The organism is Amycolatopsis sp. NPDC058986 (genome assembly GCF_042741125.1).
Taxonomy (GTDB): Bacteria; Actinomycetota; Actinomycetes; order Mycobacteriales; family Pseudonocardiaceae; genus Amycolatopsis.
The window spans coordinates 230,234-253,726 of record NZ_JBHYJW010000002.1 but is presented as its reverse complement, the minus strand read 5'-3'; the positions used below and the strand labels follow the sequence as shown (position 1 = coordinate 253,726).

Genomic DNA, 23,493 nt, shown 5'->3' with positions numbered 1-23,493 from the left:
TCCGTTGGGGACGGTGAACGTCCTGAACGACGCGTTCGGGGCATGGGTCCCGGCAGTGGAGTGCGGGGTGTCTAAAGAGGACAGTGCGGCGTGGAGCGGAGTTCGGTGACCAGTGAACGCAGCCACCGCTCCCGTATCGCCGGTTCGGCGGTGAGGTGCCGGACGAGCGACTCGCGCGTGTCCCGTCGGCGGCCCGCCTCGACCAGCGCGATCGCCTCCGCGAGCGCCTTCCGCGTTCGCTCGTCGTGCCGTGGCGCACGCACGTTTTCGTCAGCCCAGTACCACCGGCTGAAGGTGGGCGAGAGCTTGTGCTGCCGGTCGGCCAGATAGCTCCACGGGCCTGGCTCGAGGGAGACGTTCTGGATCGCGCTCGCGGGCAGTTCGACGGTCCAGTCCGCGTGGACCTGCTGCCACCGCCGCGTGTTCGGGCTGGTCTTGTACTCGCAGGTGACGCCGAGGAACCGGAGCTTGCGGCGGATGACGTTCCACGCCACGCGCTCGTCGTCGATCCACTCGCGGAGCCAGCGGTACAGCAGGGCGAACGTCGAACCGGACGAGACGAGGTCGGCGAGGACCGTCGGCTGTGTCCGGCCGGCCATCGCGGCAGGCGAAATCCCGGCGTCGTCGAGGTTCGTGCGCAGCTGCCGGACTTCGTGGTCGCCGAGGCGGCCCCAGTGCGCGAAAGCCGTCGACAGCGGGAGCTGGTGGATCCGGCCGAGCCACGAGGTCCCGTCGAGCGCTCCGCTGAGCAGGTCGAAGACGCTGTCCAGCGAACGCCCGACGAAGTGGATCTCGCCTCCTCCGCTGCGTGCGAGCACCTTCGCGGCGCATTGCGTCAGCTGGTCGAGGAACGGCAGATCCGGTGTGGGGACGCCGTCGAGCAGTGTGCCGAGCTGATCGGGCCGGACGAGATCCCACCGGAAGGGCCGGTTCGCTTCGGACATCACACGGGAGTGGATTTCTTGCGGAACCGCGAGCGGACGAAGGCGATGGCCAGCACCGCCGCGGCGAGCACGACCGAGCTGAGCAGCTGCGTCCGCGAACCGTCGTCGGTGAGCATGAGCACCGTGACCGCGGCCATCGCGGCCAGCGCGATCCAGCTCAACACCGGGAAACCCCACAGCCGCACCGGAAGACCGTCCGGGTGCTCCTGCAGCAGGGTGCGGCGCAACCGCAGCTGCGCGCAGGCGACCATGATCCACACCAGCAGCAGGTTCGCGCCGACGGTGTTGAGCAGGTACAGGAAGATCGTCTTCGGCCACAGCAGGTTGAGCACGACCGCCACGAATCCGAACGCCGCCGAGGCCAGCACCGCGGGCCGCGGAACGCCGCCGGGACTCACCTTCGTCAGCAGGCGCGGTGCCTCGCCACGCTTTCCGAGCGAGAAGACCATTCGCGCGGCCCCGTAGAGGTTCGCGTTCAGCGCCGACAGCAGCGCCAGCAGGATGACGACGTTCATCACCTGTCCCGCCGCCGGGATGCCGAGGTGTTCGAGCACCGCGACGAAGGGACTCCCGCCGACCTTGCTGTCGTTCCACGGCAGCAAGGTGACCACGACGATCATCGAACCGACGTAGAACAGCCCGATCCGCCACAGCGCGCTGCGGGCCGCCCGGCCGACGGCGCGGGCCGGGTTGTCGGACTCCGCCGCCGCGATGGTGATGACCTCGAGACCGCCGAAGGCGAACACGACGGCGAGCAGTGCGCTCACCACGCCACTCCAGCCGTGCGGCAGGAGGCCGCCGTCGCCGGTCAGGTTCGCGAGCCCCGGCGAAGCCGTGCCGGGCAGCAGCCCGAAGATCGCCAGCACGCCGAGCACGAGGAACCCGACGATCACGGCGACCTTGATCATCGCCAGCCAGAACTCGAACTCGCCGAAGTTGCCCACCGCCGTGAGGTTCACCGCGGTGAACAACGTCATCACGATGAGCACGAGCGACCACTGCGGCATCGCCGGGATCCACTTGTTCAGGATGATCGCGGCGGCGGTGGACTCGACGGCGAGCACGATGACCAGCGTCGCCCAGTACAGCCAGCCGACCAGGAAGCCGGCCCACGGCCCGAAAGCGCGCTCGGCGTGTTCGGAGAAGGAGCCGCTGGCCGGCATCGCCGCGGCCATCTCGGCCATCATGAACATGACGAGCAGCGCGAGCAGCCCGGCCAGCGCGAAGGAGATGACGATGCCCGGCCCGGCGAGCGCGATCCCCGCGCCCGAGCCCACGAACAAGCCCGAGCCGATGACTCCGCCCAGCGCGAGCATGGTCAGGTGCCGTTGACGCAGGCCGTGGGACAGGCGGGACGTCTTGGGCGCGCCGACGTCCTTGTCGGCGAGTTCGGAAGTCATCGACGAGTGTCCTTCGTGGTGGGGGACAGGCGGACCGAGGCTAGCGGGACCTCGGAAGCCTGTCCGCCCCATTAAGTCGGGAGTGAGGGCCCCGTCACTCCTTCGCCGCAGGGGTGACCCACTGGACCAGTTCGACGACGACGCCGTTGGGATCGGTGACCTGGAACAGCCGCTCGCCCCACTCCTCCTCGCGCAGCGGCAGCGTGATCTCCACGCCTTCGGCGGTGAGCCGGGCGAGTTCGGCGTCGAGGTCGTCGACCACCAGCGCCACGATCGTGCCCGCCGCGTGCTGATCGCGGAAGCCCGGTGGGAGGATCTCCAGCCCGCGCCGCAGGAAGATGACGTTCATCGCCGCGTCGTCCCGGCCGAGCGAGGCGAAGCCGTCGGCCGCCATCTGCTCCTGATAGCCCAGGTGGCGGGTGAAGAACGCGCTCGACGCGGCGACGTCGTCGACGGTGAGCGAGACAGCGCTGGACGTGACCTTCAAAGGTTCTCCTCGGGATGCTCGGGAATTAACTCTGTACAGTGTACAGACTTTCAGCGGGGTTTGCCATTCGGATTTCCCGGCAATCCGGATGGTGGAGCGTGAGGAGGTCGTGATGGCGAGGCCGATCTGGCGGGGTGCGCTCTCGTTCGGTCTGGTGACGGTCCCGGTCCAGCTGTTCAGCGCGATCGAGGACCACGCGGTGCGGTTCCGGCAGTTCGAGCGCGGCACGAGTGACCGCATCCGGTACCGGCGGGTGAACGAGCGCACCGGCAAGGAGGTGCCCTTCGAGGACATCGTGAAGGGCTACGAAACCGGTGGCGGTGAGTACGTCCTGGTCGAGCAGAAGGAACTGGACGAGATCGCGCCCGGCCGGTCGAAGACCATCGACGTCGAGTCGTTCGTCGACCTCGGCGAGGTCGAGCCGATGCTGTTCGACAAGACCTACTGGCTCGGCCCCGGCAAGGAGGAGTCGGACCGGGCCTACGTGCTGCTTCGCGAGGCGCTGGCCCAGAGCGGGAAGGCCGGCGTCGCGAAGTTCGTCATGCGCGGCCGGGAATATCTCGCGCTCGTACGGGCGGGCGACGGCGACGTTTTGCTACTGGACACCCTGCACTTCGCCGCCGACCTGCGCGATCCGGCCGAGGACCTGCCGCGGCTTCCGGGGTCGGTGAAGACGCGCGCGAAGGAACTCGACATGGCCGTCGGCCTCATCGACGCGATGACCGAGGAATGGCAGCCCGAGGAATACCGCGACACCTACACCGAACGGGTCCGCGAGCTGATCGCGGCGAAGAAGTCCGGGGACACCGTCGTGCCCGAGTCCGAACCCGGCGAGCCAACGAAGGTGGTCGACCTGTTCGAGGCGCTCTCGCGCAGTGTCGAGAGCAGCCGCCGTCGAGGCAGGCGGAGCACGAGCGCGCAGGGCAAGGGCAAGGACGCCAAGACAGGCCCGAAACTGTCGGACCTGCCGAAGACCGACCTCGACCGGCTCGCCCGCGAGCGCGGGATCAGGGGCCGGTCCAAGATGAACCGCGCCGACCTCGAAAAGGCGCTCAAGGCTTCGTGAGTCCGCCCGCCTCCCTCGCTGTGCGCTCCAGCTTCTCCCGATAGTCCTTCCACCACGTCTCGTCGCCGGTCGGCAGGTTGGTGGAGTCCTGCCGCAGCCCGACGGTGCCGTCCATGAGTTCGCGGATGATGTCGGCGTGGCCCGCGTGCCGATCGATCTCGGCGATCATGTGCACCAGGATCCGGTGCAGCGTGACCTCGGCACGTTCGCCCGGCCAGTGCGGTACGCGGCCCGGCGCGTCCAGCGGCAGTGCGTCGATCGTCGCGTCGGAATGCGCTCGCACCCGGCGATACAGCCCGAGGATGTCCTCGCGAGACTCGTCGGCGGTGGCCCACATATCGACATGAGGATCCTCGTCGATCTTGTCGAACCACGGGGGCCGGACGTCGAACGGCCTGCCGAAGGTGTCGCCGAAATAGGCGATCTCGCAGGACGCCACGTGCTTGACGAGACCGAGCAGGTTGGTGCCGGTCGGCGTCATCGGGCGGCGGACGTCGTACTCCGACGCCCCGTCGAGCTTCCACAACAGGGCGTCGCGGGCGATCTGGAGGTACCGGTGCAGGTCCGGCTTCGGGTCCGAGGTCATGGTGCGCACGCTAACAGCGGGCACCGACAGAAAACGCGTTTCAGGAGGTCAGCGCGGCATCCAGCTCGGCGAGCAGCCTCGCCTTCGGCCGGGCGCCGACGATCGAGCGGATCGGCACGCCGTCGCGGAAGAGCATCAGCGTGGGCAGCGACATCACCTGGTAGTCCCGCGCGATCACCGGGTTCTCGTCGGTGTTGAACTTGCGCACGATCAGCTCGCCCGCCCGTTCGGCCGCGATCTCGGCGAGCACCGGGGCGATCATGTGGCACGGCGGGCACCACTGCGCCCAGAAGTCCACCAGGACGGGCTTGCCTGCCCGGAGCACTTCCTGCTCGAAGGTGGCGTCGGTGACGACGACGAGGTCGGCGGTCGGTGCGGACATCAGGACTCCTTCGGGGCGGGCCGGGTCACCCGGCACGGATCGGGCTGCCGGGACATGGCCTCGGTCAGCTTCGTCACCAGGCCGGCCCGGACGGCGTTGAGCCGCTCCAGGCAGGCGTCGACCTCCGCGAGCTTGCGCTCGTAGACCTCGACCGAATCGGCACAGTCGTCCCCGGCCGGATGCCCGGCACGCAGGCACTCCACGAACGGCCGCGTGTCGTCGAGGCTGAGTCCCGCGGCCTGCAGGCTCAGGATCTCGTTGACCAGCCGGACGTCCTCTTCGCCGTACTCGCGGTAGCCGTTCTCCCGGCGGCGCACCGCGAGCAGTCCCTGGGACTCGTAGAACCGCAGCGCGCGCGTCGTGGTGCCCGCTCGCCGGGCGAGTTCACCGATTCGCATGTCCTCGACGGTAAACGTTGACGTCAACGGCAAGGCAAGGATTGCCAGGAGGCGACTACTTTGGGTGGCAGCAGCGCAGGGATGGACAGAGGAAAGTGGTGATGAGCCGGATGGCTCTGAAGATCGGGTACAAGGCGTCGGCCGAGCAATTCGGCCCGCGCGAACTCGTCGAGTACGCCGTGCTCGCCGAGCAGGTCGGGCTGGACAGCGTCATGGTGAGCGACCACTACCAGCCGTGGCGGCACACCGGCGGCCATGCTCCGTTCTCGTTGTCGTGGCTTTCGGCGGTGGGGGAGCGCACCTCGCGCGTGATCCTCGGCACGAGCGTGCTGACCGCGACGTTCCGGTACAACCCGGCCGTGATGGCGCAGGCGTTCGGCACGCTCGGCTGTCTCTATCCCGGGCGCGTCCTGCTCGGCATCGGCAGCGGCGAGGCGCTCAACGAGGTCGCCGTCGCGCGTATCGAATGGCCGGGGTTCAAGGAGCGCTTCGCGCGCCTGCGCGAGGCTGTCGAGCTGATGCGCACGCTGTGGCGCGAGGAGCGGGTCACGTTCGAGGGCGAGTACTACCAGACCACCGACGCCACGGTGTACGACCGGCCCGAGGGCGGTGTGCCGATCTACATCGCCGCCGGTGGCCCGGTGATGGCGAAGTACGTCGGCAAGCAGGGTGACGGGTTCATCTGCACCAGCGGCAAGGGCATGGACCTCTACACCGAAAAGCTGCTGCCCGCCGTCGCGGAGGGTGCCGAGGCGAACGGGCGGAAGCTGTCCGATGTGGACAAGATGATCGAGATCAAGCTGTCCTACGACCCGGACCACGAGAAGGCGCTGGAGAACACCCGCTTCTGGGCGCCGCTTTCGCTGACGCCGGAGCAGAAGCACGGCATCGAGGACCCGGCGGAGATGGAACGCGCCGCCGACGCGCTGCCGATCGACCAGGTGGCCCGGCGGTGGATCGTCGCCTCGGATCCTGCGGAGGCCGTCGAGCAGATCAAGCCGTACGTGGAGGCCGGATTCGACCACCTGGTCTTCCACGGCCCCGGTCACGACCAGGAGCGCTTCCTGAAGAGCTTCTCCGAGCAGGTCGTCCCCCGGCTGCGCGAACTCGGCTGACCGGCCGCCGCGCACCGAAATGCCGTTGAGGCCACCTTACGGGCGTCAGACGCCCGTAAGGTGGCCTTAACGGCAGGTACCCCCGGGGAGTAGGTACGGTGGAGGGCGTGGAGCGTGGGACGGCGGCGGGGCAGGGCCGGGTGATTGCCCGGCTGCTGACGTTGTGCGCCCTGCTCACCGGCGTGTTCCTCATGCACGGTCTGCCCGCGCAGGCGTGTGCCGGGGGTGCCATGGCGGAGCACGGCATCGGCCATGCGATGCCCGCGCCGCCCATGGCGGGCCTGCCGAACGCGGCACCCGCGTCGGAACACGGCAGTGTCTGCGTATCGACTCCGCCGCCACGCGGCTGGGCCGCGTTGCTGCTACTCCTGCTGCTCGCCGTCGTGCTGATCTCGGTGTCCCCGCCGCTGTCGGCGACGCGCCGGTTCGCGCGGTTCCTCCGGCACAGAGCGCCACCGAGACCCCCGGATTTGCTGACCACGTTGTGTGTTTCCCGGACGTGACAGGGAGCGGCCTCCGCTGACCTGTTCACCTCGCACGCGTTCTTCGCGTGTCCTTTTTGGAGAGACACTTCGTGATGCCTTCTTTGCTCCGTAAACCTTTCCGCCGTTCGACGACACTGATCGGCGTGGTGACGGCGGCGGGCCTGCTCGTCACCGCCTGCTCCGGTAACGATTCCGGAATGTCCGGAATGGACCATGGCACGTCCGGCGCTCCTGTGTCCGGGCAGGACATGCCGGGCATGGCCATGCCCGCCGGTGACGGCCTCGCCGCCGAGTCCGCCGGGTTCCGGTTCGCTCCCGAGACGACGTCGCTGCCCGCGGGGCAGCCGTCCGCGTTCCGGTTCCGGATCACCGGGGCCGGCGGCGCGGCGGTGACCGCGTTCCAGCCGGAACAGACGAAGCTGATGCACTTCTACCTGATCCGAACGGATCTGAGCGGGTTCCAGCATCTCCACCCGGTGATGGCCGCCGACGGGACGTGGACGGCCGACCTCGCCGCCGCGCAGCCCGGCACGTATCGCGCCTACACGCAGTTCACCACGAAGGACAGTGCGGGCAAGGATGTTCCGCTCGTGCTGAGCCGGCAGGTCACCGTGCCAGGAGACGCGCCGGGCACCCCGCTGCCCGCGGCGTCGGCAATGACCACTGTGGACGGTTACACGCTGACGCTGGGCGGGGACAAGCTCATGGCCGGGATGAGTCACGAGCTGACCGTCACGGTGTCGAAGGACGGCAAGCCGGTCACCGACCTGCAGCCCTACCTCGACACGTACGCGCACCTGACCGGTTTCCACGCCGGGGACCAGGCCTTCGCGCATCTGCACCCGCACGGCAAAGCCGAGGGAGACCACGGTGGCCCGGCGCTGAAGTTCGAGGCGACGCTGCCGAAGGCCGGGGACTGGCGGCTGTTCGTGCAGTTCCAGACCGGCGGGGTGCTGCACACCGCCGCGGTGACCCTCGCCGTCGGCTGACCTGCCGGGGCTACCTCGGCATTCAAGCCCGCGCGGCGAGCTTTTCGACGCGCCGGTGCAGAGTGTCGAGGTAGTCCTCGGACTCCGGTTTCATGAGCACGCTGCGCAGCACCCGCACCCGGGCGACGTCCTCGGTGAAGCCGGGATGGCGGCGCCCGAAGCCGGCCGCGCTGGTGGACAGCACGCTCAGGAACACCGGATCGTCCGGATCCGTCATGCCCTCGTGCATCACCCGGGCCGAGGCGGCGTCGACCTCGCTGAGCCGCCGGCCGGTGACCGGGAAATAGCTCACGATGTCCAGTTCCGGCAGCTGGTAGAGCCGCAGGTGTTCGCTCGCCTCGATCAGCGCGGCCCAGCTCGCCGCCGCCCGCCTGCCCGCGGCGAGCACCGCGCCGAGGCCGTCGGTGGTGAGTGGGAACAGCCGGAACGTCAGCCACAACGCCGCCGCCGCGGCGCCCGGTCGTGAGCATTCGAGGCTGATCTCGCCCAGATGCAGTTCGTCGGAGGTGAAGTAGGTGTAGGGCGAATCGTGCCGGTAGAATCGTCCGACCGCCGGATCGGCGAACAGCACCGCGCCGCAGCCGTAGGGCTGCAGGCCGTGCTTGTGCGGGTCGACCACCACCGAATCGCAGCCCGCGATCGCCTCCCACGGCGCGGCTTCGAGCCCGTCGTTGCCCGCGAGCAGGGTGAAGAACCCGCCGTACGCCGCGTCGACGTGCACCCGCACGCCGTGCTCGCGGCACAACGCGAGAACGTCGTGAATCGGGTCGACGACGCCGAGGCCGGTGGTGCCCGCGGTGACCACCACCGTCCCGATCGTGCCGCGGCCGAGAAGCTCACGCAGCGCGTCGACGTCCATCCGGCCCGTCGCGTCCACGGGCACCGGGACGCCTTCGACGCCGAGGAGTCCGCACATCCGCGCGTGCGTGTAGTGGCTTTCCGCGCTGAAGGCGACGCCGCGCCCCGGGTGGATTTCCCTTGCCACGTAAAGGGCTTCGAGGTTGGCGATGGTCCCGCTGCTGGTGAGGTGTCCCAGATGTGTGCCGAAGCCGAACATCGTGGCCAGCTCGGCGACGACCTCGCGTTCCATCCGCGCGGTCGCCGGTCCGCCGTCGAGGGCGTGGTTGTTCGGATTGACCAGCATCGCGGCGAGATACCCCGCCACCGCGGCCGGATGTGGCGGCTTGAGCATCTGCCCGGCGTAGCGCGGGTGGAAGAACGGGTAGTTGTCCTCCAGTCGTTCGGCCAGTTCGTCCACAATGGACTCCAGCTTCGCCTGGTCGACGCGTAGCGCCTCGGCCACCTGGTACTCGCCGAACCGGGACGTCCACCGCTCGTGGTTGTCCAGCACTCTGGTCAGCGCGCTTCGCAGATCCATCGCTCTCCCCGTGCCGAGGCGAACCCAGTCATTTGGGCCCAAATATAACACGGGGAGAGCGCCGGATCAGGCTGTGACCGAAGTGGAGTAGTCCTTCACGGTCATCGATTCGTGCATGCGGAAGGTCTGGGTGTTGAGCCGCGCCAGTGCCTTGCCCACGCCGGCGGGCAGGGCGGAGACGATCCGCGCGCCGGTGACGAGCCCCCACATACCGAACCGCGAACCCGGGATGAGGGTCTTGGCCGCGGTCGTGGCGAAGGTGCGGCTGGCCTGTACCAGCTCGGCCATTTCCCGTTCGTAGGCGGGGAAGGCGCGGGTGTGGTCCCCGTTCGCGGCGGCGAGTTCCCCGGCCAGGACGTAGGCGCCGAGCACGGCGAGGCTGGTGCTGCCGCCGACCGCGGGCCCTGGACAGTAACCCGCGTCGCCCACGAGCGTCACCCGCCCGCGCGACCATGTGTCCATCCGCAGCTGGGTGATCGAGTCGAAGTAGAACGCCGGGGTGTCCTCCAGTCGCCCCAGCCATTCGTCGACGTCGGAGTGCAGCCCGGCGAACGCCGCGCGCAGAAGTTCCTTCTGCCGTGCGACATCGCGGTAGTGGTAGTCGAGCGGTTCGCTACGGAACAGGCACACCACCCGCGCGTCGCCGAGGTGCCGCGCGCCGTACATCCCGGCCATCCGGTCGACACCGAGGTGATTGACGAACTCGCCGTCGAGGTTCCGGTCGTTGGGCACCGAAAACACCGCGAGGTAGGCACCGATGAACTCGCTGAACCGCGACTCCTCGCCGAAGACGAGCCGCCGGACGTTCGAGTGCAGCCCGTCTGCCCCGACCACGATGTCGAAGCGGCGTGGCGCACCGTGTTCGAAGGTCACCTCGCCGTCGTCGGAGATCGACGTGATCGAGTCGCCGAACACGTACTCGACGTCGTCGCGGGTGGCGTCGTAGTACACCTCGCCCAGGTCGTCCCGCATGATCTCGAGGTGCCGGTCCGAGGTCGCGCCGTAGATCTTCGTGAGATCCACGGAAACTCCCCGCGCGACGCCCTCGCGATACACGGTCATCCGGTCGGTGCCGGTGGCCTTCGCTTCGAGCTGGGGCAGTACGCCCATCCGCTCGGAGATCTCCATGGCCGGCCGGAACAGATCGACGGCGTGCCCGCCCGTCTTGCGCGGGGACGGAGCGCGTTCGACCACCGTGACCTCGAAACCGTGGCGGGTGAGCCAGTAGGCCAGGACCGGTCCGGAGATGCTGGCGCCGGAGACGAGTACTCTCATGATTCCTCCTTACTTACCGGAAGGTAAGCGTACCATCGATCTGACCTAACGGTAAGTAAGTTATGCTGGATTAGTGGCCAAGCCCTCCAGTAGCAAGCCCTCCGGCACCAAGCAGCGCATCCAAACGGCCGCGCGTGAGCTCTTCACGAGCAAGGGGGTGCGCAACACCAGCCTGCAGGAGATCGCCGACCGGCTCGGGATCACCAAACCGGCGCTGTACTACCACTTCTCCTCACGCGAGGAGCTGGTCCGCAGCATCGTGCAGCCGCTGATCGACGAGGGTGAGGCGTTCCTGGTCGCCCAGGAGGCGCTGGACGAGGTCGCGCCCCGCGCGTTGTTCGAGGAGTACTTCGACTTCCACTACCGGCACCGCGAACTGATCGTCCTCATCATGAGCGAGCTGACCACGCTGTCCGAGCTCGGCCTGATCAGGATCGTGCTGGCCTGGCGGGAACGGCTCGCGGCGCTGCTGACCGGCCCGGATCCGTCGCTGGCGCTGTCGGCCCGCGCGGTGGTCGCGCTCGGCGGCATTCAGGACTGCACCGTCCAGTTCCCCGACGTCCCCGCCGACGACCTGCGCAAGGCAACGGTCGACGCGGCCTGTGCCGCGCTGGGTGTCTGAACTACCGGTCGCAGTCGGCTGGACGGCAGAACACCGTCACGAATCCGCCGTTCGCCAGGACCGGCACGCTGATCCGGCCGTCGGGCTCGACGGAGAACCTCTCGCGCGTGAGTCCGCCTCCTGGCTTGTCGCGTACCAGCTCGGCGCGCCACGGGCCTTCGCCGAGGAAGTCCAGCCGCGAGGTGATCGTGGTCGCCGGCCCGGCGTGGATGCCACCGAGGAACCAGCGGCCGCCGGAGCGTCGCGCGAACACGGCGTCCTGGCCGGGCCTGCCGGTGATCAGGCGGGTTTCGTCCCAGACCGTCGGGAGCCGGTCGAGTGTCCAGAGTGCCTCGGGCCGCGATTCGTAGTTCTCGGGTTTGTCCGCGGCGTGCTGCCAGCCGGACTCGTAGACGAAGAACGTCGCGACCTCGTGTGCCTCGGTGGTGTCCCGATCCGACACGACGAACGCCGTCGGCGTGTAGTCCATACTGCCGACCACGTTGCGGGTGAACGGGAACATCGTGTTGGTCGACGCGCGGGTCTTGAACTGCTCGGCGCCGCGTACCGCCTCCATGCTCATCACGTGCGGCCAGGTGCGTTGCAGGCCGCGGGGGATCGTCGCGCCATGGAAGTTGATCATCAGGCGGAAGCGCGCGGCGTCGGCGACCATGGCGTCGTACCACCGGAACCGCGCCTGCGCGTCGGAATCCATGAAGTCGACCTTGACCCCGGCCGCGCCCCACAGCTTGGCCTTGGTGAGGTTGATCGCCCGCTTCGCCGCGGTGTCCATTGTGGACCAGTGGTACCAGAGGATCACGTCGACGTCGCGTTCCCGCGCGTAGTCGATGATGCCGGGCACCCAGGACGCGTCCCAGCCCTCGTCGATTAGCACGTACGGCCAGCCGTTCCGCGCGGCGAAATCGATGAAGTCCTTCTGCCGCTTCGGATCCTTCGGGCTGTCGTGCTCGGAAAGCCATGACCACGCCACCTTGCCCGGCCGGATCCACGAGGTGTCTGCCAGTTTCGACGGCGGTGCCAGGTCGTCCACGAGGGTGGATTCGGTCACCGTCGCCAGATCGCCGATGATCGCCACCCGCCACGGCGTCGGGCCCCGCGTGTGGACCTCGGTGTCAGCGAGCTTGATCCGGTAGTTGCCGCTGCCGGTGTGGGTCAGCCGCGCGCCGGAGTATCGTCCGTCCACATCGGACTCGGTGAGCAGGGCGTAGGTGCCGCCGACGTCGAACAGTGACGGGAAGCCGTAGTCGCCGCGTGGGGCGCCGGCGGCGGTGGTCTCGAACCGGACGCCTTCGTAGTTCGGTGTGTAGGGCAGCAGCCACGCGGCCGACGCCGGTGCCGGGGCGAACGCGGACGTCTCGCCGGTCACCCGCACCCGCTCGGCCTCGGGCAGGTGATAGCGGTAGGCGACGCCGTCTGCCGCGGCACGGACCACGACGTCGAGCCGGACGTCGTCCTCGTTCTCGAACGACAGTGTCATCTCCGCCGAGCGCGCGTGCCGGTGCAGGCGTTTGCCGGTGGTCATGGTGTACCGCTCGTCGACCTCGCGGTCCGTGCGGCCGAGGAAACGCAGTCCGCGCGTGAGGTCGGCGGCGGTGGTGCGGATGCCCATCGGTGCCGGGGCGAGGACCGATCGTCCGCCGCGGGTGGCCGCGAACAGCAGGCTGCCGTCCGCGTCGAGGGAGACCTCCGCTGTCACGTCGCCGGTCAGGCTGACCGCCCAGCGGTCCGCGGCGGAGGCGGTGGTCGCCGTGAACGGGAGCAGCGGAATGACCGCGAGCAGGAGCAGGAACCGCCGGATCGCCAACGGATTCTCCTTGTCCGTAGGACTTCTTCGTCCGTCCGGTCATCCTGCGGGAACGGTGCGTATCCGGTCAATCGCTCATCGGAGTGGCCGGAAGTGATCATTTCCCGATCACCGGTACGCGATCGGATTCGGGTACTCTGGCGGGGTCTGGGAAAGGGGGGCGCATCGTGACCACATTGCTGGCCTTGGCGTTCCCCGCGCTCACCTCGGCCACGGCCCTGGTCGCGTTCGCGTCGGTCGTGGCCGCGAGCTTGCTCGTGGTCCTCCTCGTCAGCCGCGCCCACGGCGATGAACTGGCCCTGTGGTCGGCGCCGACACGAGGCCGCGCCATCGCGTTGCGGCAGCGGGCCCGCCGCGCCGAGTTCATCAGGCTCAGGGATCCCGGCGCGCCCGGCCGCAGCAGGCCACGGGCACCGGGCACGCGCAGCACGGCTGCGTAGTTCTCCCTTTCTTTTCTGCGCAGCCATTCCGTTCACCTCACTGTTCTTCTTTCTAGCCACGGAGTGCTGCCCATGTTCGGCTTTCTCGACGTGCCCGTTTCGGGCGCGTATCACCTCGTCCACTGGCTTGTCGCGGTCACCCAGCCCGTCACCGGTCACTTCGCGATCGCGCTGGCGATCGTCCTGTTCACCGCCACCGTCCGGCTTCTGCTGCTCCCGCTCGCGAAATCCGCCGTACGCGGCGAGCGGGCCAGGGCCGAGCTGATGCCCCGGATCGGCGAGCTGCAGAAGAAACACGCGGGCGACCGCGAACGGCTGGCCGCCGAAATCTCCCGGCTGCAGGCCGAATCGGGCACATCGATGTTCGTCGGCTGCCTGCCGATGCTCGCGCAGCTGCCGTTCTTCTGGGTGATGTACCGGCTGTTCACCACCCCGGTGATCGACGGCGAGCCCAACTCGCTGCTGTCCGGCACGGTGCTGGGGACGCCGCTGGGCGGGCACGGCTTCGCGGCGGGCCCGATGGTGTTCGTGATCGCGGCCGCGCTCGGTGTCGTCGCGTGGTTCTCGGTGCGCTGGCAGGACCGTCAGCGGACCGAAACCGCCTCGGCGCCCGCCGCGAAGCTGCTGCGGTTCCTTCCCTATGGGACCGTGCTCGCCACGATCTTTCTCCCGGTGGCCGCGGATCTGTACCTGCTCACGACCACCGCGTGGACCGCCGCCGAACGCGCGCTGCTACGCCGTCCACAACGGACGGTCCAGCCGACGGACAAATAGGACTCAGCTCAGCCGGGCGGCGCGTGATTCGAGGTAACGCCGCTCGGCGAGACTGGTCGTGATCCGCGCGGCGAGCCGGTAGCTCTCCAGCGCGCCCGCCGTGTCGCCCGCCTTCTCCCGCAGGTGCGCGCGGACGGCGTGCAACCGATGGTGGCCGGACATCCGGTCGTCACTGTCCAGTGTGGACAGAAGATCGAGGGCAGCGGCCGGGCCCTGGGTTTCGGCGAGCGCGACAGCGCGGTTGAGCGTCACCATCGGGTTGGGTGCGATCCGTTCGAGGATCTTGTACAGCGTGTGGACCTGCTGCCAGTCGGTGTCCTCGGCCTTCGCCGCGCTCGCGTGCGTCGCGGCGATCGCCGCTTGGAGCAGATAGGGGCCCAGCGACGCGTGCTTCATGGTGTCGCCGATCAGCGTCGTCCCCTCCACCAGCAGCTCGCTGTCCCACAGGGTGCGGTCCTGCTCGGCCAGCGGGATCAGTTCACCGGACGGCCCGGTGCGGGCGCCGCGGCGCGAGTCGGTCAGCAACATGAGCGAGAGCAGCCCGGCGACCTCGGTGTCTTCGGGCAGCAGCCGCCGGACCAGACGGGTCAGCCGGATGGCTTCCTGGGCGAGGTCGGCGCGGTGCAGGGTCTCGCCCGAGGATGCCGTGTAGCCCTCGTTGAAGATCAGGTAGAGCACCTGCAGGACGACGGCGAGCCGTTCGTCGCGTTCGTCGGCCGCGGGCATGGCGAACTGGCTGCCCGCGGCCTTGATGTTCTTCTTGGCACGGCTGATGCGAGCGGCCATCGTGGCCTCGGGCACCAGGAAGGCGTGCGCGATCTCGGCGGTGGTGAGGCCACCGACGGCGCGCAGGGTGAGCGCGGTCTGGGACGCCGGGGTCAGGGTCGGGTGGCAGCACAGGAAGAGCAGGATCAACGTGTCGTCGGCGTCGGGGACGTCCTCGTCGCGTTCGCCGGTGTGCAACGGAAGTGCCTGCGCGGTGGCGGTGTCCTCCCGCTGCCGGCGCGACTGGTCCTTGCGGAACTGGTCGATCAGCCGCCGCGAGCCGACGGAGATCAGCCAGCCGCGCGGGTTGGCCGGGACGCCCTGATCGGGCCATTGCGTGGCCGCGGCGAGGACGGCCTCCTGAACGGCGTCCTCGCATTCCTCGAACTGGCCGTAGCGGCGGGCGAGCACGCCGAGGACCTGCGGCGCCAGCTCGCGCAGCAGGTCCTCGATCGCGGGCGCGGTGTTCACATCTCCATCCCGGCGGAGAACATGACCGGCCGCACCTCGACGCCGAATCCTTCGACGCGGGCCTCGGGAATCCGGGCCGCGAGTTCGATCGCGCGTTCCTTGTCGTCGCAGTCGATCAGGTAGTAGCCGGAGAGGAACTCCGCGGCTTCGCGGTAGGGGCCGTCGGAGACGACCGGCTCGCCGCCCCGGACGCGGACCACGGCACTGTGTGACGGGTCGGCCAGCGCCTGGCTCATGATCATTTCACCGGACTCGGTGATCGCGTGCGCGAACGTGCCCCGGCCGTCCCGCACCGCGGCACGTTCGTCCTCCGGTAGCGCTCTCCATGCCGCCGGGTTCATATGCGTGTTCAGCAGGAACTTCATCTCGACTCCCTCGGGTGACGGCCCGTGGCGGGCCCCTTCACCGGTGGGTCGTCGCCGATGGCGTCCCCTCGACATGCCGCCGCCGGGAATCTTGGCACAGTTCTCCGCCGGGTGGGCGGATTACCGGCCCGCGCGACGAAGCTCGGCGGCGACTTCTCCGGCCGCGGCGATGCCGTCCTCCTCGGGCTCGTCCGGCAGCGGCAACAGGATCACCGATTCGCTCCCGGCCTCGTGCAGCCGCCGGACCCGCTCGGCACATCCGGCGAGGTTCCCGGACACCGTGAGGTGGTCGATCCACTCCGGTCGCAGCCGCGCGGCCAGCTCGTCCGCGCCCTCTTCGATGAGGGCGAGGATCTCCTCGCCGAACGGCAGCGGCCGCAGGTGCTCGGCGGTGCTGGGCTTGAGGCTGTCGGCCAGGGTCTTCCGGACGCGCTCCCTCGCCCGGTCCGGGTCCTGGCCCAGCGCGAGCCAGTTGTAGGTGACGACCGTGTGCGGGTCGGCGTCGATCGTGGCGCGGGCGGCTCGCACGTACTCCGGGGCGGCGGGCTCGGCGAGCACCGTGCCGTCGGCGGCCCTGCCGGACAGCGCGAGCGACTTCGGCCCGCGGACCCCGGCGAGCACCGGCGGCACGACAGCGGGCGGATAGTCCAGCTCGACCTCGTCGAGCCGGACGTACTTACCCGACACGGAAAGCCGCTCGCCCGCGAGCAGCCGCCGGATCGCGGTGAGCGTCTCCTCCAGCGCCGTCAGCGGGGACGCGGGGTAGGCGCCGATCTGCCGCATCCAGGACGGCACGCCGTGGCCGATCCCGGCGATCAGGCGCCCGGGGTGCAGCTCGGCGAGCGTGGCCAGCTCCATCGCGGCGATGGCGGGGTTGCGGGCGACCGCGGGCAGCACGCCGATGCCGACCGGGATCTTCTCGGTCGCGGCCAGCACTGTCGCCGCGGTGGCGATGCCGCCCGCGTAGAAGCAGTCCTCGACCACCCAAAGTTCGTCGAGCCCCGCCTGCTCCGCCTGGCGCGCCAGCTTCGTCAGCCGTGCCGGGGGTACTTCGCGGGAGATCCGGACGCCGACGCGTGAAGTGGTCATGACGATGATCGTGCCAGCGCCCGCACGCCAGGGCCACCGGATTTCCTTGCTGTGGCTGGTTATCCGGCTTATTCGGCGAGCCGGTGCAGGAGGAAGATGCCGTTCACCGCGGGCCGGTCGCGACGCTGGTCGTCGGTCGAGACGTATTCGTCGAGGACCTCGAGGATGCGGCGGTCCAGCTCGGCGACGTCCTCCGGGGACAGGTGCAGCAGAAAGCGCTCGTAGGCCTGAACCTGCTCCGGGCCCGCCTCGCGCAGCTCCTCCTGAAAAGCTTCGACCGGAGCGAACCGGGTCTCCGCGTCGAAGTCGTTCAGCGGACCGTCGAGCCACCAGGTGTTGCCGACAGCGCGATAGGGCTTCTCCAGTGCGCCGCTCTCCCCGGTGCGGACCGCCGCCTGCTCCAGCAAGCCCGCGTCGACCAGCTGGCGGACGTGGTAGAGCACGGTGCCCGGGTCGCGTTCGAGGCGGTCGGCCAGCTGCTTGTTCGTCAGCTCCTTCTGTTGGCACAGGCGCAGAATCCGCAGGCGCAGCGGGTGACCGGCCGCCTTCGCCTCCTTCGCCGTCGCAGGGCGGCGTTTGCGCGGGGCAGCGGGCCCGCCCGCGGGCTGCCGGATGGTCGTCTCGCCGTCCATGACGGCCACGGTAGTCCATCGATGGATTCAGCCACATCGATGGAGTTTTCTCAATCGATGTGTAATTCTCCATGGGTGGATGTGCCTGCGAAGCGAGGTCTGGGCGGGGACTACTGGCGGCTGTGGACCGCGGCCGGTCTGTCGAGCCTGGCCGACGGCGTCGTCAAGAATGCCCTGCCGCTGGTGGCCATCGGCTTCACCCGATCCCCGGTGCTGATCTCGGGGCTGGCCGTCGCCTTCAGCCTGCCGTGGCTGGTGTGCGCGTTGCCGGTCGGTGCGCTGGTCGACCGCATCGATCGTCGCCGTGCGATGCTGGTCGCGAACGTGGCCAGGGCTGTGCTGCTCGCTGTTCTCGTCCTCGCGTTGGCGTTCGATCTCGGTTCGATCTGGGCGCTGTACGTCGTCGCGGTCTTCGTCGGTGTCGCCGAGACGATCTACGACACCGCGGCGCAGTCGATCATGCCGCAGGTGGTCGGGCGCGAGCACCTCTCCCGGGCCAACGGACGCCTCTACGGGGTCGAGTTGACGGCCAACGAGTTCGCCGGCCCGCCGTTGGCCGGATTCCTGGTGGCGGCCGGGACGATGTTCGCGCTCGGGACGCCGGTCGGGCTGTGGGCCGTCGCCATCGTGGCGCTGGTGGCGCTTCGCGGGCGATTCCGGATTCACCAGGAGCGGCCAGCCAGCCTGCGCGCCGACATCGCCGAGGGATTGCAATTCCTTTGGCGGCAACGGATCTTGCGGACCTTTGCCGTCATGGTCGGTGTGTTCAACTTCGCCACCGGTGCCGTGTGGGCCGTTCTGGCGCTCTATGCGGTCGGGCCGGAATCCATGCTGAAACTGTCCACACAGGACTACGGTTTCCTGCTGACCATGGTGGCTGTCGGGAACGCCGTCGGTTCGCTCTTCGCGGAACGGGTCGAACGGCTCCTCGGCCGGGCGCGTTCACTCGGCGCGGGGCTCCTCTGCACCGCCGTACTGCTGGGTGTTCCCGCGTTCACCGCGCAACCGCTCGTCGTCGGGGCCGCGTTCTTCGTCGGCGGTCTGGGAATCGTGGTCTCGAACGTCGTCATGGTTTCGCTGCGTCAGCGGATTACCCCGGATCGGTTGCTCGGACGCCTCACCAGCGCGCACCGGCTCGTCGCCTGGGGCACCAAACCGCTGGGCGCGGCCGCGGGCGGACTCTTGGCGCAGTGGCTGGGGCTGTCCGCCTTGTTCGTGATCATGAGCGGGCTCGTGCTCACCCTGGTCGTCGGCGTGCGGGTGGTGACCGACAAGGCCATGGACGCCGCGGAGCGTGTCGCACGGGAGGGTGAGCCCGCTTGACAGGCAAGTGACGGCTTGCCTATAACGGGGCGTGTGGACGCGGACCTGTTCAAGGCGATCGGCGACGCGACGCGACGCATCATCCTGGACGAGCTGACCGAAAGGGACGGTCAGACACTGTTCGAGCTTTGTGGCCGGCTGAGCATGAAACACGGCCTGGCGTCTTCGCGTCAGGCCATTTCGCAGCACCTCGCGGTGCTCGAGCAGGCAGGCCTGGTGCACACCCGGCGGCAAGGCCGGTACAAGTTCCACCACATCGACACGAGCCCGCTGCGTTCGATCGTCGAGCGGTGGCCCATCGACCGAGAGGCACCGAACCCATGATCCGCATCAACATCACCAGCGTGCTGGTCGACGACCAGGCCAAGGCGCTCGCCTTCTACACCGAGAAACTGGGCTTCATCAAGAAGACCGACGTGCCCGCCGGCGGAGCACGCTGGCTCACCGTGGTCTCCCCGGCCAACCCGGACGGCGTCGAGCTGCTGCTGGAACCGGACGGTCACCCGGCGGCGGGCCCGTTCAAGAAGGGACTGGTCACCGACGGCATCCCCTACACCCAGTTCGCCGTCGACGACGTCTACGCCGAGGTCGAGCGGCTCAAGGGGCTGGGCGTCCAGTTCACCCAGGAGGCGACCGACATGGGCCCGGTGGTCACCGCTGTTCTCGACGACACCTGCGGCAACCTGATCCAGCTCGCCACCATGAAGTAGCCGCCTAGCCGGTGAGCCGGTCGAGCCAGCGATACCGTTCGATCCGGCGGATCGAGTCGTGGATTTGCTCGATGCGCGGCACCATTTCCCTGGCCGTGTTGAACACCACGGTGAGATCCTTGTGCGGGATATCCTGCATCATCACATCGATCCCGAGCGCGGCGCAGGCGCGGTCGACGCCTTCTTTCCAGATGTCCAGGTCGATGCCACACAGGTGCTCGTGCCGGAGCACCAGCCACTCGCCGAGACAGAGCTTCCGTGCCATTTCGTCGAAGTCCTTGACTTGGTAGGGATAGGACATGATCGTGATCCGTCCCCTCGGGTCAGCTCGATGGTTCTCGTGGTGACGTTCAAGGGGCGAGCCAGGATGTCGTGAAGGGCATTTCGGCAAGGTCTGACGTCCCCAAAGTGCCATTCACGCGCTGGAGAGGCCGAAGTCGGAGGACAGAGCTGTGCCCTGTACCTGTGATGAGCAGGCACCGTGTCGCGCGTTCGGCTTAGGTTCGTAGGTGGATGGTGTTGCGTCGTGGTGTGCGGGTGGCGTCCAGCCATGCGGGTGGTACGAATTCCGGGAGTCCGTCGCTGGCGATTCGGACTTCCCATGGGGAGTGGTGGATGAGCTTGTGGTGGACGGAACAGAGGAGGACGAGATTGTCCACTTTGGTCTCACCGTGATGTGCCCAGTAGGTCACGTGGTGCGGTGTGCAACGGTAGGCGGGGGCATCGCAGCCGGGGAAGGCGCAGCCGCCGTCGCGACGCATGAGGGCGCGGCGGATGGCCGGGGTGGCCAGGCGCTGTGCTCGGCCGACGTCGAGGGGTTCGCCGTGCGTCCCCAGGACCATGGGAATGATCTTGGCGTCGCAGGCGAGTCGTCGTGCTTCGGCTGCGGTGATCTCGCCGAGCAGATCAAGGGTGGCCTGTCCGATCCCGGTTCGTAGTTCTTTGAGTCCGATGGTGACGACGATGTGGGTGGCTTCTCCGGCCTGTGTGGGCAGGTCGGGGTGTTCGGTCCACATCCGCACCAGCTCCGAGAACGCACACCCGCGCCGCTCCCATTGGGTTCGGGTATCGCGCCCTTCCTCTTCGGTGGCGGGGCGGGGTTTCGCGAGTGGGTCGAGCATGGCTTGCAGGCGTGCGGAGGTCTCGTCGTCCACCCGGGCTTTGATGTGATGTCCGCCGTCACGGTGCGGTGCGAGGGAGAACTCGGGCTGGAAGGGTTTCGGTTCGCGGGTTTTGGGTTCCCGACCGTCCGGATCAAGCTGACTCAACAAACGTCGTCCGGCGGCGCGGATTTCTCGGGGTCCGGCGGCGCGGGCGAGTTCGGCGAGGATTTTCTCGGCCTGCTCCCGCTGATCCGCCGGGGCTGTTTTGGGGAGTTTGTCGAGGACCCGGAGGATCTCGTCGATCTGGGCGGCGCCGATCGCGCCCTCGGATGCGGCCTGCGCGGTGGCGGGTGCCGTGGGTGGCTGTTCGCCGGTGGTGAGATCGCGGGTGCCGTTCAACGCGAGCGCCCGTGCTGCGCGTGCTTTCGCTTCGGCGTAGGGGATGTTCAGCGTCTCCTGCAACAGACGCATGAGGCTTCCATAGCCGGTGGTATCGCGGATGCCGCGTCGTTCCAGCTCGGCCATCACCTCGCCCTGCACAGCGGCTTCCCGACGCTGCACACACTCGGACTCCAAGAGCCGTGTCAGCAGGCAGCCGACATCGACGCGCCACCACTCGGTGCGCGTTGCGGAGGTGCTGCTGTCGACTGCCACGACATCAACGATACGCCGCCCGATCGAACATGTGTGCTATCGATCGGGTGAACCTGCGACACGCACTTTTCCTTGCTGTAAAAGGATTTCCGCCGAAAACTCCGACCAAAGCGCAAGTGGACCGCCGACGGAATCCCTCCACGCGCGATAGGCCCGCGCGGTCCGATCCGAACATCGCGCCCGAGACGTCGTCACCGATGTCCGAAGTGAGGGCCGTCACCCGTCCGGTCCTTTCGGGAACTCGGAGCACATCCCAGCCGACAGGTGAAGGGTGCGGACAACCGAACTTTCCCCGTCCCCGCCGCGCCGGTACCCCGCCGTGCTCCTGCCCGTGGTCTGGCTGGCCGGGCTCGCCGTGGTGCTGCTGGTGGTGGCGCTGGCCGGGAACGTCTACGCGCTGCTCGGGGACAGTGATCCCGGCGCGGTGACGGCGTTCGGCTTCGGGGTGGTCCGGTTCGCGGCCGACGTCGCGGGTGTCGTCTGCGGCGGATCGCTCGTGTTCGCGGCTTTCGTGGCGCCGGGACGCCGGGGCGGGTTCCTGACGGCGGAGGCGTTCTCCGCGGTGCGGCTGGCGGCGTGGGCCGCGTCCGGCTGGGTGGCGGCGGCGGTGCTCGCCGTGCCGTTCTCGGCGGCGGACGCCTCCGGGCTGCCGGTGCGGCGGATGCTCGAACCGGGTGTTCTCCTGTCCACTGTGGACGCGGCAGAAGAGCCGAAGGCGTGGCTGTGCGTGCTGGTCGCGGCGATCATCGTGTCCTTGCTGTGCTGGTTCACGCTGAGCTGGCGCACGACGGTGCTCGGCGTCGTCGTCGCGATGGCAGGGCTGCTCCCGCCGGTGGTCGCCGGGCACGCGTCGGTCGGCGGCTGGCACGACTTCGCCACCAACGCCATGCTGTGGCACATCCCCGCGGCGAGCGCGTGGGCGGGATCGCTCGTCGCGCTGCTCGCGTATCTCCGTCGCGTCAAAGAGCCGGACGCGGTGATTCTTCGCCGCTACCAACGGCTTTCGCTGGTCTGCTTCCTCGTGGTCGGGATCTCCGGCGCGGTCGCCGGGCTGATCCTTGCCCGCCCCGCCGGGCTGGCGAGCGGGTACGGGTTGCTGCTGGGGATCGACCTGGTCGTCCTGGCGATCCTCGGTGTGCCGATCATGGCGTTGCGACGGCGTAACGGATCGCGCTGGCGGGTCCTGATCATCGAACTCCTGCTGCTGGCCGTCGCGCTGGGTACCTCCGTCGGGCTGACCCATCTGGTGCCGCCGTCGTTCCTGAACAACCCGGCCACGGTGCAGGAAACCGTGCTCGGCTACAACCTCGACAACCCGCCGTCGTTCGCCGGGCTGGTTTTCGGCTGGCGGTTCGACCTGCTCTTCGGTTTCGTCGCGCTGATCGCGATCGGTGCGTACCTCCTCGGCGTCCGCCGGCTGCGCCGCCGCGGGGACGCCTGGGCCCCGCGCAGAACCATCGCGTGGTGCGCGGGCTGGCTCGTGGTCCTCATCGCGACGTCGTCCGGGCTCGGGCCATACGCCTCGGGCACCTTCAGCATGCACATGATCATCCACATGACGTTGAACATGCTGGCCCCGGTGCTGCTCGTGCTGGGCGGCCCGCTCACCCTGGCACTCCGGGCGCTCCCGGCGGCGGGCCGGGACGCGGCACCGGGCCCGCGCGAATGGCTCGTCTCCCTGCTGCATTCGCGGGCGGCACGGATCATCGGACATCCCGCGCTCGCGTCGGTGGTGTTCGTCGGTTCCTTCTACGCGCTGTACTTCACCGACCTGTTCGGCCAGGCGATGCTCTATCACTGGGCGCACCAGCTGATGAACCTGCATTTCCTGGTGGCAGGGTACGTGTTCTTCTGGCTCGTCGTCGGTGTCGACCGCCCGCCGCGCCCGCTGCCGCATCTGGCGCGGCTGGGCATGCTCTTCGCGGTCATGCCGTTCCACGCGTTCTTCGGCGTGATCCTGATGAACAAACAGGTCGTGATCGCCGAGACATTCTACCGCTATCTTTCCCTGCCCTGGGCCGGAGATCTCCTCACCGATCAGCAGCTCGGCGGCGGGATCGCCTGGGCCACCGGGGAAATCCCGATGGTGGTCGTGGTCGTCGCGCTGCTCGCCCAGTGGGCCCGCGCCGACGAACGCGAGGCCAAACGCATCGACCGCACCGGCGAAGACGACTTCGCCGCCTACAACGCCATGCTCGCCGAACTCGCCGCCAAGCGACGCTGAAAACCCCACGGA

At 68.7% G+C, this 23,493-nt stretch carries 26 protein-coding genes; 11 read left to right on the top strand and 15 right to left on the bottom strand.

Annotation, left to right across the window (positions count from 1 at the left end; translation table 11 throughout):
* Positions 1–71: 71 nt before the first annotated feature.
* The 3 genes from ACFW0G_RS03135 to ACFW0G_RS03125 form a co-directional block, all read right to left on the bottom strand.
* Positions 72–944 (bottom strand): hypothetical protein, encoded by an 873-nt coding sequence (locus ACFW0G_RS03135; RefSeq protein ID WP_378323019.1) that lies wholly within the window; start codon positions 942–944, stop codon positions 72–74.
* Positions 944–2,344 (bottom strand): amino acid permease, encoded by a 1,401-nt coding sequence (locus ACFW0G_RS03130; protein ID WP_378323017.1) that lies wholly within the window; start codon positions 2,342–2,344, stop codon positions 944–946. The genes ACFW0G_RS03135 and ACFW0G_RS03130 overlap by 1 nt, the downstream gene beginning before the upstream one ends.
* Before the next feature lie 94 nt (positions 2,345–2,438).
* Positions 2,439–2,831, bottom strand: a complete 393-nt coding sequence (locus ACFW0G_RS03125; protein ID WP_378323015.1) for a VOC family protein — start codon at positions 2,829–2,831, stop codon at positions 2,439–2,441.
* Positions 2,832–2,943: 112 nt separating this feature from the next.
* Here ACFW0G_RS03125 and ACFW0G_RS03120 point away from each other — a divergent pair, with 112 nt between their 5' ends.
* Complete coding sequence (locus ACFW0G_RS03120) at positions 2,944–3,897, top strand: Ku protein (protein WP_378323014.1); 954 nt, start codon at positions 2,944–2,946, stop codon at positions 3,895–3,897.
* Here ACFW0G_RS03120 and ACFW0G_RS03115 read toward each other — a convergent pair.
* Genes ACFW0G_RS03115 through ACFW0G_RS03105 form a run of 3 tightly spaced genes read right to left on the bottom strand, consistent with a single transcriptional unit; the run spans position 3,884 to position 5,263 of the window.
* Positions 3,884–4,483: a DinB family protein gene (locus ACFW0G_RS03115; RefSeq protein ID WP_378323013.1), complete on the bottom strand. Its 600-nt coding sequence runs from the start codon at positions 4,481–4,483 to the stop codon at positions 3,884–3,886. The two genes, ACFW0G_RS03120 and ACFW0G_RS03115, sit on opposite strands and share 14 nt — an antisense overlap.
* Before the next feature lie 40 nt (positions 4,484–4,523).
* Positions 4,524–4,865, bottom strand: coding sequence for a thioredoxin (gene trxA / locus ACFW0G_RS03110; RefSeq protein WP_378323012.1), 342 nt, complete (start codon positions 4,863–4,865; stop codon positions 4,524–4,526).
* On the bottom strand, positions 4,865–5,263 hold the full coding sequence (locus tag ACFW0G_RS03105) for a MerR family transcriptional regulator (RefSeq protein WP_378323011.1): 399 nt from the start codon (positions 5,261–5,263) through the stop codon (positions 4,865–4,867). The genes trxA and ACFW0G_RS03105 overlap by 1 nt, the downstream gene beginning before the upstream one ends.
* Before the next feature lie 110 nt (positions 5,264–5,373).
* On the opposite strand from ACFW0G_RS03105, the gene fgd reads away from it, so the two are divergent.
* The 3 genes from fgd (at position 5,374) to ACFW0G_RS03090 (ending at position 7,852) form a co-directional block, all read left to right on the top strand.
* A complete protein-coding gene (gene fgd / locus ACFW0G_RS03100; protein ID WP_378323130.1) occupies positions 5,374–6,378 on the top strand; it encodes a glucose-6-phosphate dehydrogenase (coenzyme-F420) in 1,005 nt (334 codons plus the stop codon).
* Between the two features lie 107 nt (positions 6,379–6,485).
* Complete coding sequence (locus tag ACFW0G_RS03095; RefSeq protein WP_378323010.1) at positions 6,486–6,881, top strand: hypothetical protein; 396 nt, start codon at positions 6,486–6,488, stop codon at positions 6,879–6,881.
* A gap of 125 nt (positions 6,882–7,006) precedes the next feature.
* Positions 7,007–7,852, top strand: a complete 846-nt coding sequence (locus tag ACFW0G_RS03090; protein WP_378323008.1) for a hypothetical protein — start codon at positions 7,007–7,009, stop codon at positions 7,850–7,852.
* 22 nt (positions 7,853–7,874) lie between these two features.
* Here ACFW0G_RS03090 and ACFW0G_RS03085 read toward each other — a convergent pair whose 3' ends face one another.
* A complete protein-coding gene (locus ACFW0G_RS03085) occupies positions 7,875–9,230 on the bottom strand; it encodes a pyridoxal phosphate-dependent decarboxylase family protein (protein WP_378323006.1) in 1,356 nt (451 codons plus the stop codon).
* 66 nt (positions 9,231–9,296) lie between these two features.
* Positions 9,297–10,505: an FAD-dependent monooxygenase gene (locus ACFW0G_RS03080; RefSeq protein WP_378323005.1), complete on the bottom strand. Its 1,209-nt coding sequence runs from the start codon at positions 10,503–10,505 to the stop codon at positions 9,297–9,299.
* Between the two features lie 73 nt (positions 10,506–10,578).
* Here ACFW0G_RS03080 and ACFW0G_RS03075 point away from each other — a divergent pair, with 73 nt between their 5' ends.
* The gene (locus tag ACFW0G_RS03075) at positions 10,579–11,127 is read left to right on the top strand and encodes a TetR/AcrR family transcriptional regulator (RefSeq protein WP_378323004.1); all 549 of its coding nucleotides are present in this window, start codon (positions 10,579–10,581) and stop codon (positions 11,125–11,127) included.
* Between the two features lies 1 nt (position 11,128).
* Here ACFW0G_RS03075 and ACFW0G_RS03070 read toward each other — a convergent pair whose 3' ends face one another.
* Positions 11,129–12,931, bottom strand: coding sequence for a glycoside hydrolase family 97 catalytic domain-containing protein (locus ACFW0G_RS03070; RefSeq protein ID WP_378323002.1), 1,803 nt, complete (start codon positions 12,929–12,931; stop codon positions 11,129–11,131).
* A gap of 167 nt (positions 12,932–13,098) precedes the next feature.
* On the opposite strand from ACFW0G_RS03070, the gene ACFW0G_RS03065 reads away from it, so the two are divergent.
* On the top strand, positions 13,099–13,371 hold the full coding sequence (locus tag ACFW0G_RS03065; RefSeq protein WP_378323001.1) for a DUF6412 domain-containing protein: 273 nt from the start codon (positions 13,099–13,101) through the stop codon (positions 13,369–13,371).
* A gap of 72 nt (positions 13,372–13,443) precedes the next feature.
* Complete coding sequence (locus ACFW0G_RS03060; protein ID WP_378322999.1) at positions 13,444–14,145, top strand: YidC/Oxa1 family membrane protein insertase; 702 nt, start codon at positions 13,444–13,446, stop codon at positions 14,143–14,145.
* 3 nt (positions 14,146–14,148) lie between these two features.
* Here the strand turns inward: ACFW0G_RS03060 and ACFW0G_RS03055 are convergent, their stop codons facing one another.
* The 4 genes from ACFW0G_RS03055 to ACFW0G_RS03040 all read right to left on the bottom strand — a co-directional run bounded on the left by ACFW0G_RS03055 (position 14,149) and on the right by ACFW0G_RS03040 (position 17,467).
* Positions 14,149–15,381 (bottom strand): RNA polymerase sigma factor, encoded by a 1,233-nt coding sequence (locus tag ACFW0G_RS03055; RefSeq protein ID WP_378322997.1) that lies wholly within the window; start codon positions 15,379–15,381, stop codon positions 14,149–14,151.
* On the bottom strand, positions 15,378–15,746 hold the full coding sequence (locus ACFW0G_RS03050) for a YciI family protein (RefSeq protein ID WP_378322995.1): 369 nt from the start codon (positions 15,744–15,746) through the stop codon (positions 15,378–15,380). Before ACFW0G_RS03050 ends, ACFW0G_RS03055 begins: the two co-directional genes overlap by 4 nt.
* Positions 15,747–15,866: 120 nt before the next feature.
* Complete coding sequence (locus tag ACFW0G_RS03045) at positions 15,867–16,835, bottom strand: LLM class flavin-dependent oxidoreductase (protein ID WP_378322994.1); 969 nt, start codon at positions 16,833–16,835, stop codon at positions 15,867–15,869.
* 68 nt (positions 16,836–16,903) lie between these two features.
* Positions 16,904–17,467 (bottom strand): ArsR/SmtB family transcription factor, encoded by a 564-nt coding sequence (locus ACFW0G_RS03040; protein WP_378322993.1) that lies wholly within the window; start codon positions 17,465–17,467, stop codon positions 16,904–16,906.
* A 75-nt stretch (positions 17,468–17,542) separates the two neighbouring features.
* On the opposite strand from ACFW0G_RS03040, the gene ACFW0G_RS03035 reads away from it, so the two are divergent.
* The 3 genes from ACFW0G_RS03035 to ACFW0G_RS03025 are packed head-to-tail and all read left to right on the top strand — an operon-like array spanning position 17,543 to position 19,500.
* Positions 17,543–18,790, top strand: coding sequence for an MFS transporter (locus ACFW0G_RS03035; protein ID WP_378322992.1), 1,248 nt, complete (start codon positions 17,543–17,545; stop codon positions 18,788–18,790).
* A 33-nt stretch (positions 18,791–18,823) separates the two neighbouring features.
* The gene (locus ACFW0G_RS03030) at positions 18,824–19,114 is read left to right on the top strand and encodes an ArsR/SmtB family transcription factor (RefSeq protein WP_378322991.1); all 291 of its coding nucleotides are present in this window, start codon (positions 18,824–18,826) and stop codon (positions 19,112–19,114) included.
* On the top strand, positions 19,111–19,500 hold the full coding sequence (locus ACFW0G_RS03025) for a VOC family protein (protein WP_378322990.1): 390 nt from the start codon (positions 19,111–19,113) through the stop codon (positions 19,498–19,500). The genes ACFW0G_RS03030 and ACFW0G_RS03025 overlap by 4 nt, the downstream gene beginning before the upstream one ends.
* Positions 19,501–19,504: 4 nt before the next feature.
* Here ACFW0G_RS03025 and ACFW0G_RS03020 read toward each other — a convergent pair whose 3' ends face one another.
* Both ACFW0G_RS03020 and ACFW0G_RS03015 read right to left on the bottom strand, forming a co-directional pair.
* Positions 19,505–19,801 carry a hypothetical protein gene (locus ACFW0G_RS03020; protein ID WP_378322989.1) on the bottom strand — a complete coding sequence of 99 codons (297 nt, stop codon included), beginning with the start codon at positions 19,799–19,801 and terminating at the stop codon, positions 19,505–19,507.
* Positions 19,802–19,997: 196 nt separating this feature from the next.
* Entirely contained in the window at positions 19,998–21,257 is a 1,260-nt protein-coding gene (locus ACFW0G_RS03015; RefSeq protein WP_378322988.1) for a DUF222 domain-containing protein, read from the bottom strand.
* 271 nt (positions 21,258–21,528) lie between these two features.
* On the opposite strand from ACFW0G_RS03015, the gene ACFW0G_RS03010 reads away from it, so the two are divergent.
* A complete protein-coding gene (locus tag ACFW0G_RS03010) occupies positions 21,529–23,481 on the top strand; it encodes a cytochrome c oxidase assembly protein (protein ID WP_378322986.1) in 1,953 nt (650 codons plus the stop codon).
* The last annotated feature ends 12 nt before the right edge of the window (positions 23,482–23,493 follow it).